Source organism: Roseisalinus antarcticus (genome assembly GCF_900172355.1).
Classification (GTDB): Bacteria; Pseudomonadota; Alphaproteobacteria; order Rhodobacterales; family Rhodobacteraceae; genus Oceanicola; species Oceanicola antarcticus_A.
The window spans coordinates 1-8,018 of the sequence record NZ_FWFZ01000065.1; the positions used below are offsets into that span (position 1 = coordinate 1).

Annotated in this window: 8 protein-coding genes; all 8 read left to right on the forward strand. The window is 66.7% G+C overall.

Annotated features, from left to right (window positions below; all coding sequences use genetic code 11):
• Positions 1–146: 146 nt before the first annotated feature.
• Complete coding sequence (locus ROA7023_RS22425) at positions 147–995, forward strand: ATP-binding protein (RefSeq protein WP_050664378.1); 849 nt, start codon at positions 147–149, stop codon at positions 993–995.
• Between the two features lie 5 nt (positions 996–1,000).
• Positions 1,001–1,762 (forward strand): hypothetical protein, encoded by a 762-nt coding sequence (locus ROA7023_RS22430; protein ID WP_085881203.1) that lies wholly within the window; start codon positions 1,001–1,003, stop codon positions 1,760–1,762.
• Positions 1,759–1,992 carry a hypothetical protein gene (locus tag ROA7023_RS22435; RefSeq protein WP_085881204.1) on the forward strand — a complete coding sequence of 78 codons (234 nt, stop codon included), beginning with the start codon at positions 1,759–1,761 and terminating at the stop codon, positions 1,990–1,992. The genes ROA7023_RS22430 and ROA7023_RS22435 overlap by 4 nt, the downstream gene beginning before the upstream one ends.
• A gap of 164 nt (positions 1,993–2,156) precedes the next feature.
• A complete protein-coding gene (locus tag ROA7023_RS22440; RefSeq protein ID WP_234992414.1) occupies positions 2,157–2,357 on the forward strand; it encodes a DUF6511 domain-containing protein in 201 nt (66 codons plus the stop codon).
• Positions 2,358–2,370: 13 nt separating this feature from the next.
• Positions 2,371–3,144 (forward strand): hypothetical protein, encoded by a 774-nt coding sequence (locus ROA7023_RS22445; RefSeq protein ID WP_085881205.1) that lies wholly within the window; start codon positions 2,371–2,373, stop codon positions 3,142–3,144.
• Positions 3,141–4,424, forward strand: a complete 1,284-nt coding sequence (locus ROA7023_RS22450) for an ATP-dependent DNA helicase (RefSeq protein WP_085881206.1) — start codon at positions 3,141–3,143, stop codon at positions 4,422–4,424. The genes ROA7023_RS22445 and ROA7023_RS22450 overlap by 4 nt, the downstream gene beginning before the upstream one ends.
• Positions 4,425–4,436: 12 nt before the next feature.
• A complete protein-coding gene (locus ROA7023_RS22455; protein WP_200812580.1) occupies positions 4,437–7,373 on the forward strand; it encodes a DUF7146 domain-containing protein in 2,937 nt (978 codons plus the stop codon).
• Between the two features lie 127 nt (positions 7,374–7,500).
• A partial coding sequence (locus ROA7023_RS22460; RefSeq protein ID WP_442475996.1) for a crossover junction endodeoxyribonuclease RuvC occupies positions 7,501–8,018 on the forward strand: 518 nt, incomplete at its 3' end.

Consider the following 8,018-nt stretch of genomic DNA (forward strand, 5'->3'; position numbering starts at 1 on the left):
CCCGCACAATATGTCGACATCGCCATCAAGGTGCCGGAGCGCAAATACGCGGCCTGGCCCGACGCGATCCGGAAAGGCTTCGAGCCCGCGCGGACCGTGCGCACCGGCACGCTCAAGGTCGAGCTTCTCTCTCAGGGAGGCGATCAATGAGCCTGCGCATTCTCACCGCCGATGAGCGCCTGCGCGAGGCGCAGGGCAAGACCACCATGGCGATCTTTGGCCCGAGCGGGGGTGGCAAGACGACCCTCCTGACCACCATGCCCGAGGAGCAAACCGTCTGCCTCGACTTTGAAGCGGGTCTCAAATCGGTGCAGGGCTGGAAAGGCGACAGCATCTCGATCCGTCGCTTTGCCGATGCGGTCGATATCGCCTGCCTGATCGGTGGCGCAAACCCGGCGGCCCAACCGGAAGAGCATTTCTCCGAGGCCCATCATGCGCACCTGCGCGGGCTGCATCCCGAGCTAGCCGCGCGGCTCGACACCAAGCGCATCGTCTTCGTCGACAGCATCACCGATCTGACGCGCCAGGCGATGGCATGGGCCAAGACCCGACCCGAGGCGCTGTCGGACCGCACCGGGAAACCCGACACACGCGGCGCCTACGGGCTTCTGGCGCGCGAGGTCATCGGCCTGCTGAAGCATCTTCAGCATGCGCCGGGGCGCACCGTCATCTTCGTCGGCATCCTCGAGAAGGTCGTCGACGACATGAACAGGGTGACGTTCCAGCCGCAGATGGAAGGCGGCAAGGCCGCGCGCGAACTGCCGGGCATCGTCGATCAGGTCATGACGCTCGACCTCTTCACGCAGGAAGAGGGCGCGGAGGGCGCGCGCAGCTGGCGTCATGATCCCGACAAGGGCACCGCGCGCCGCCTCGTCTGCCAGTCCGCCAACCCCTGGGGCCTGCCCGCCAAGGATCGCTCGGGCCGTCTCGACCTGACCGAACCCGCCGATCTCGGCGCGCTTCTCACCAAGATCAACCAAACCCCGAAAGGATAATCCCCATGACCTTCGACATGAACGACGTCGCACCGCAGCAATCCGGCGACCTGATCCCGGACGGCACCTTCGCCAAGGTGACCATGTCCATCCGCAAGGGCGGCACGGACGGGATGAGCGAGGTGGATCGCGGGCTGCTGAAACCCTCGAACCAGCCGGGCAGCGATGTGCTGATGGTGGATGCCGAGTTCACCGTGGCCGAGGGCCGGTTTGCCCGGCGTAAGTTCTGGCAGAACTTCACCGTGCAGGGCGGCAAGCTCGACGAGCAGGGCCAGTCGATCGGCTGGAAAATCTCCAAGAGCCAGTTCCGGGCCATGATCGACAGCGCGCTTGGGCTCAACCCCGAGGACATGAGCGAGGGCGCCAAGGCCAAGCGCATGCTGCGCGGGCTGGCCGATCTCGACGGGATCACCTTTGTCGCGAAGATCCAGATCGAGGCGAACCGGAACCCCGCCTACAAGGATGCCAACAAGCTCGACCATGTGGTGCTGCCGACGGCGCCCGAGTGGCAGAAGGTCATGTCGGGCGAAGCGGTGCCCACGCAGCCGTCCCAGAAGCCGCGGCCCGCTGCCGCTCCGGCGCAGCCCGCTGCCCCGGCATGGGGTCAGTCGCAACCCGCTGCCGCGCCAACCGCACCGGCCTGGACTACACCGGCCTCGACGCAACAGCCGGCCACGCAGCCCACGCAAGCGCCGCAACCAGAGAGCGGCCCACAGCCGTCGCACGGTTCTCAGCCGTCGCAGGGCCCGGCCTGGTTGAACCCGTGAGCCCGGACGAATGGCAGGCGCATGTCACCACGGAGGCGGCGCTCGCGATGGGGCGCTGGCTCGAGGCGCGGGGGCGGCTCGACCGCCCCATCGCCGGCCTCACGCGAAAGGATCTCGAATGCATGGCATCAAACGCGATCGGCCGCTTCATCTTACTGGCCTCGGAGCGTCGGACGGAGGCGCCCGACCCGGAGGAACGCGCAAAGCTGGACCTTCTGCTTATGGGGTGACGCGCGCTGACCTCGCCCGCCGTGTGCCCTGCGCGCTCTGCGGACGGGAAGCGCACGGCTTCGGCTACTGTCACCAATTGCGATGGGACCGCCATCCCCACCACCGATTTTGCTCGATGGCCTGCCTCACAGCGGGCAGCGCCATCGCCAGGAGAAACCACGGAATGATCGACAAGACCGACATGGAAGCCCGCGCGATCTTTGAGGCGCGCCGCAACCTCGCTGAAGCGCTCACCGAAATGGACCTGATGGAGCCCTTCTTCGACCGGCCGGCCGAGGACATCGACTGCCTGATCGAGGCCTGCGTCGAGGGCTTTCAGGCCTCGATGCGGCGCCAGTCCGATGCCGGCGAAATTCCTTTTTGAGCCGGAGACCAGCATGCTCGACCTCAACCACAAATCCGGCTTCGTCTATGGGCGTGAGGCTTCGGAGCCCGAGCCCCTCGGGGCGCGGATCAACAGCCGCATCGACGCAGCACTTGTTGCGGAGCGCGACACGCAGCGCCCGCGCGACTATCTCGGCGCCAGCCGCATCGGCGAGCCCTGCGCGCGCCGCCTCGTCTATGAATTCACCAGGACACCGGTCGATCCGGGCAAGGAATTCGAGGGGCGCACGCTGCGCATCTTCAAGGCCGGTCACGTGTTCGAGGATCTCGCCATCCGCTGGCTGCGCACAGCGGGGTTCGACCTGCGCACCGAAAGGCGCGACGGCGGCCAGTTTGGCTTCGAGACGGCAGGCGGGCGCATTCGCGGTCATGTCGATGGCGTGATCGTCAGTGGCCCGGAGATGGGGCTCACCTGGCCGGTGCTCTGGGAACACAAGGCGCTGAAGGCCTCATCCTGGTCCGACACGGCGAAGAAGGGTGTGCAGATCTCGAAGCCCGTCTATTACGGCCAGTTGCAGATCTACATGGCTTATATGGGCCTAGCCTCCGCGCTCTTCACCGCGCTGAACAAGGACAGCTGCGAGCTTTACCACGAGCATGTGCCGTTCGACCCAGGCGCCGCGCAGGCGCTGTCGGACAAGGCGGTGGACGTGCTGCGCGCCGCGGACGCGGGCGATCTGCTGCCACGCATCGCCGTTCATGCCGATTTTTATCTCTGCCGGTTCTGCCCCTTCAGCGCCCGGTGCTGGTCGGAGGGTCACGCATGAGTCTCACGCTTTCGGAGGCGCAAACGCGCGCCATTGCCGCCATCCGCGACTGGTATCTGCACCGCACCCACGCGCAGCAGGTGTTCCGGGTGTTCGGCTACGCAGGGGTCGGAAAGACCACCATCACCGCCATGGCGATCGAGGCGCTCGGCCTCCGGCCGATGACGCCCGGCGGTCTGGGCGGCGTGATCTTCGCCGCCTTCACCGGCAAGGCCGTCCATGTGATGACGCAGAAGGGCACGCCGGCCCAGACGATTCACAGCCTTATCTATCGCTTCTCCGAGGCCACACCCGACGAAATCGCCCGCGTGACCGAGGAACTGGCGGCGCTGGAGCGCGACCTGCCGCGCATGGGCGTGGCTGAGCGCAGCTTTGCCGAGACCCAGATCAGACAGCTGAAGTTCAGGCTCGATCACATCCATGAACCGCGCTTCGTGCTGAACACGCAATCCGCCCTGCGCGATGCGGACCTGCTCGTGCTCGACGAGGTCTCGATGGTGGGCACGGACATGGCACAGGACCTCATGGCCTTCGGCAAGCCGATCTTGGTGCTGGGCGATCCGGGCCAGCTGCCGCCCGTGAAGGATACCGGTTTTTTCACCGAGGCCACACCTGACGTGATGCTCACCGAGGTGTATCGGCAGGCCGCCGAGAGCCCGATCCTGCAGCTGGCCACCCTCGCGCGCGAGGGCCGCGACATTCCCTTCGGCGCGTTCGACGATCAGGTCTGGAAGATGTCGCGCCACGAGGTGAGCCCGGCGCAGATGCTGCAAGGCGGCCAGGTGATCTGCGGCACGCACGCCACGCGGCGGCGGCTCAACACCGCGATGAAGGGCGCTGCCGGGTTCGAGGCCGATTATCCCGCAGGGGCCGGCGAAAAGATCATCTGTCTGCGCAATCGCCATGATCTTGGGCTGATCAACGGCATGTTCCTGCATCTGTCGGACGTGCAGGCGCATCCCCGCAACGACCGGGCGTTTCGCGCCACAGTGCGCACCGAGGACGGCACCTGCATCTCGGGCGCGCAGGATTTCTGGCGCGGGGAATTCGACGACCATGTGCGCTTCGATCCCGACCGCCATCGCCGCGAATGGATGGCGTGCCGCGGGCTGATCCAGTCCAGCTGGGGCTACGCGATCACCTGCCACAAGAGCCAGGGAAGCCAGTACCCCACCGTGATCGTCGTGGATGACGGCTTCGGGCACACCGCCGAGGACCGCAAACGCTGGCTCTACACCGCAATCACCCGGGCCGAACACGGCCTGCTGATCCTTGCCTGAAGGAGGCCACGCATGAGTGCCACCGTGATCGATCTCAACGACGCCATGCCGTCGCGGCCGCAACCGGAACGCTACGATCTGGACCTGATCGTCCAGCGTCTGCGCGAGACGGCGGAGCATTGGGTGCCGCGGCTGTTCCCAAATGGACGCCGTGTTGGCGACGAATGGCGGCTGGCCAATATCCGCGGCGACGCACCGCGCAATACCGGCTCCTGCGTCATCACCCTGCGCGGGCCGCATGCCGGGGACTGGATCGACTTTGATGGCAATGAGGGCGGCGGGCCGATCAGTGCCATCGAGGCGGCAACGGGGCTCGATGGGCGGGACCTGATCGTCGAGGCGGCGGAGATGGCCGGCGTTCAGTCCGGTGCCCCCGCGCGCCAGGCCCCCGCAGCCAAACCCGCGCCAAAGCGCGACGCGTCCCAGGACATCGCGCATATCCTGTCGAAAGCCGTGCCCATCACCGGCACCTCAGCCGCGGCCTATCTGCAGGCCCGCGGCCTTGCGCTGCCGGACGCGCCCGATCTGCTGTTTCATTCCGATCTGACGCATTGGGAGACGAAGACCGGCTATCCGGCGCTTCTCGGCCAGGTGCGCGATCGCAGCGGCGATGTGATCGGGCTGCACCGTACCTACATCGTTGAAGCCGGCAACGAAGTGCGCAAGGCGCCGGTCACCAAGCCGAAGATGATGCTCGGGCGCGTGGCCGGTGGCGCCGTGCAGCTCGCACAGCTCGGGAATGGCGACCGGCTGGCGCTGTCAGAGGGCATCGAGACCGGGCTCGCCGTGATGACCGCCTGTCCGGACCTGGCGGTATGGGCGACGCTGTCGACCTCCGGTCTCGAACAGATCGATTTGCCTCCCGCCGCACAGCGCGTGCTGATCCTCGCCGACCATGACGTCTCCGGCGCCGGTCTGCGGGCCGCCGAAGCCGCCGCCCGGCGCTTGCGGGCGCAGGGGCGCGATGTCGCCATCGCGATCCCACCGGAGGAAGGGCAGGACTTCAACGACCTGTTGTTGCGCGACGGGGCCAAGGCCGTCGCCGCCCTGATCGAGGACGCGGAGGCCGTCACCGAGACCGAGGCGGTCCTGCAGATCGGCCAGCACCGGCCGGTCAATTATCAGGGCAGCGGCGAGGCCATGCCCACCCTGCGCGCCGACGAAGGCGATCTGGGCCGTTCGGTCTCCCAGGCCTGGAGCGTGATCATGGCCTCCAATCGCACGCCATGGGTCTATCGCTTCGCAGGCCAGCCCACATGGGTGGTCCCCGACGACGAGGGGCGCCCGGTGGCCACCATGCTCAACGAGGAACGCCTGCGCCACATGCTGGCGCGGCTGGCCCGCTGGGTGCGCGAAACTTCGAAGGGCGAATTGCTGCCTGCGCCGCCGCCCGTCGCGGTCGTCAAATCCGTGCTGGCCACGCCCGATCCGGCGCTGCCGGTGCTCACCGGTATCGTCAACACGCCGGTCTTCGGGCGCACCGGCACGCTGATCACCACGCCAGGATACCACCCGGACGCACGGTTGCTCTACGTGCCCGCGCCCGGGTTCACCGTGCCGGAGATCCCTACCCGACCGGGTGCAGAGGATATCGCGGCCGCGCGCAGGCTGATCTGCAAGGACCTGCTCGGCGACTTCCCCTTCACCGGCGAGGCCGAGCGCGCGCATGTCGTGGCCCTCCTGCTGCTCGGCTTCCTGCGTGGCATGATCGACGGGCCGACGCCGCTGCACCTGATCGAAAAGCCCACGCCCGGCACCGGCGCCACACTGATGGTAGATGCGATCGCCACGATCCTGACCGGCACCGGTGCCAGTGTCATGACCGAGGGGCGCGACGATGAGGAATGGCGCAAGCGCGTCACCGCCAAGCTGCGCCAGATCCCCTCGATCATCCTGATCGACAACCTGCGTGCCAAGCTCGACAGCGCGGCCGTTGCCGCGGCCCTCACCGCCCCCTTCTGGGAGGATCGTGTGCTCGGGGTCTCGGAAATGACCCGGCTGCCGATCCGCTGCCTCTGGATCGCGACCGGCAACAACCCCGAGTTCTCCAACGAGATGGCGCGCCGCCTCGTGCGCATCCGGCTCGATGCCAATATCGAACGCCCCTGGCAACGCGGCGGGTTCCGCCATCCCGATCTCATGGTCTGGGTGCGCGCCAATCGCGCCCGGCTTGTCGCGGCCTGCCTGACGCTGTGCCAGGCTTGGATCGCCGCCGGCAAGCCGCGCGGCAAGAAGACCATCGGCTCCTACGAGAACTGGGCGCAGATCGTCGGCGGCGTGCTCGAAACCGCCGGCATCCCCGGCTTTCTCGGAAATCTCGAGGAGATGATGGAAGCGTCCGATAACGAGGGGGCCGCGTGGAACGGGTTCATCGCAAGCTGGTGGGACCGGTTCGGGACCGCAGAGGTGGGAGCAAACGATGTGCTTGACCTCGCGATAGTCGCAGACCCGAAGCTCCCGGTGGGCCGCCCGGGCAAGACTGTCGACACGGCAGAACTCGGTCGTGGGATCAGTCGGATGCGAGACCGTGTTTTCGATGTGGATGGGCGGAAGCTGCAATTGAAGTTCAGCAGGATGCTGCGGCGCTCGCAACGCTGGGTTCTGACGCTCACCGCGGACCGCTCGCGCCAATCTCCTTCAGCAGGGTGTGAGGTGTGTGAGGAGGGGTGTGAGGATAAAAACGTCGCACCTCACACATCCAAGCCATTGGATACGCAACAGAAAACGGAAGGGTGTGAGGTGTGTGAGGTAAATTCCCGTACCCTTACGCATGCGGGCACGCGCGCACACGCGAAGGAGAGGCCGGAAAACACCTCACATTCCTCACATTCCTCACACAGGCCCATAAAATCAGAGACTTATGGGTGTGAGGATGGGTGTGAGGCAGATTTGCCCTCCTCACACAGCCCCGACCTGGTGCCTGACTGGCTCAGGGAGGTGCTCGAATGATGCGTCCGCCCGCTACCGGCCCGCCGCGCGACGGGCCCGTTCAAATCCGACGACGGCGGCCGGTACCGCCAAGCATCAACCGCCGTCGTCTTCCACCCGAGCAGCCAACCAGAAAAGGAGACCACCCATGGCTGATACGACTCTCGCCGACGCCAACCTCGGCGCAACCCCGAAAACGCCCATGCCGCCTGAGCCCGCGCGCACCATCCTTGCGCTCGATCTCGGCACCACGACCGGCTGGGCGCTGCGCGGCCATGACGGGCTGATCACCAGCGGAACAGCATCGTTCAGGCCCGGCCGCTTCGATGGCGGCGGCATGCGGTATCTGCGCTTCACCAACTGGCTGACCGAGCTGGACCGGCTGTCTGGCCCGATCGCGACGATCTGGTTCGAGGAAGTGCGCCGCCACGCAGGCACCGACGCAGCCCACGTCTTTGGTGGACTGCTTGGTGTGCTGACCAGTTGGGCGGAATTGCGCGGCGTTCCCTATCAAGGCGTACCCGTTGGCACGATCAAAAAATATGCCACCGGTCGCGGCAACGCCAACAAGCAGGCAATGATCGACGCGGCCCGCGCCCGTGGGTTCAGCCCGGCCGACGACAACGAGGCCGACGCCATCGCCATTCTGCTCTGGGCCATCGAGAC

Excerpts from the sequence above, each read along its gene's own strand:
- ROA7023_RS22425 (WP_050664378.1), top strand. The coding sequence starts at position 147 with ATGAGCCTGCGCATTCTCACCGCCGATGAGCGCCTGCGCGAGGCGCAG.
- ROA7023_RS22455 (WP_200812580.1), top strand. The coding sequence starts at position 4,437 with ATGAGTGCCACCGTGATCGATCTCAACGACGCCATGCCGTCGCGGCCG.
- ROA7023_RS22445 (WP_085881205.1), top strand. The coding sequence starts at position 2,371 with ATGCTCGACCTCAACCACAAATCCGGCTTCGTCTATGGGCGTGAGGCT.
- ROA7023_RS22430 (WP_085881203.1), top strand. The coding sequence starts at position 1,001 with ATGACCTTCGACATGAACGACGTCGCACCGCAGCAATCCGGCGACCTG.
- ROA7023_RS22440 (WP_234992414.1), top strand. The coding sequence starts at position 2,157 with ATGATCGACAAGACCGACATGGAAGCCCGCGCGATCTTTGAGGCGCGC.
- ROA7023_RS22450 (WP_085881206.1), top strand. The coding sequence starts at position 3,141 with ATGAGTCTCACGCTTTCGGAGGCGCAAACGCGCGCCATTGCCGCCATC.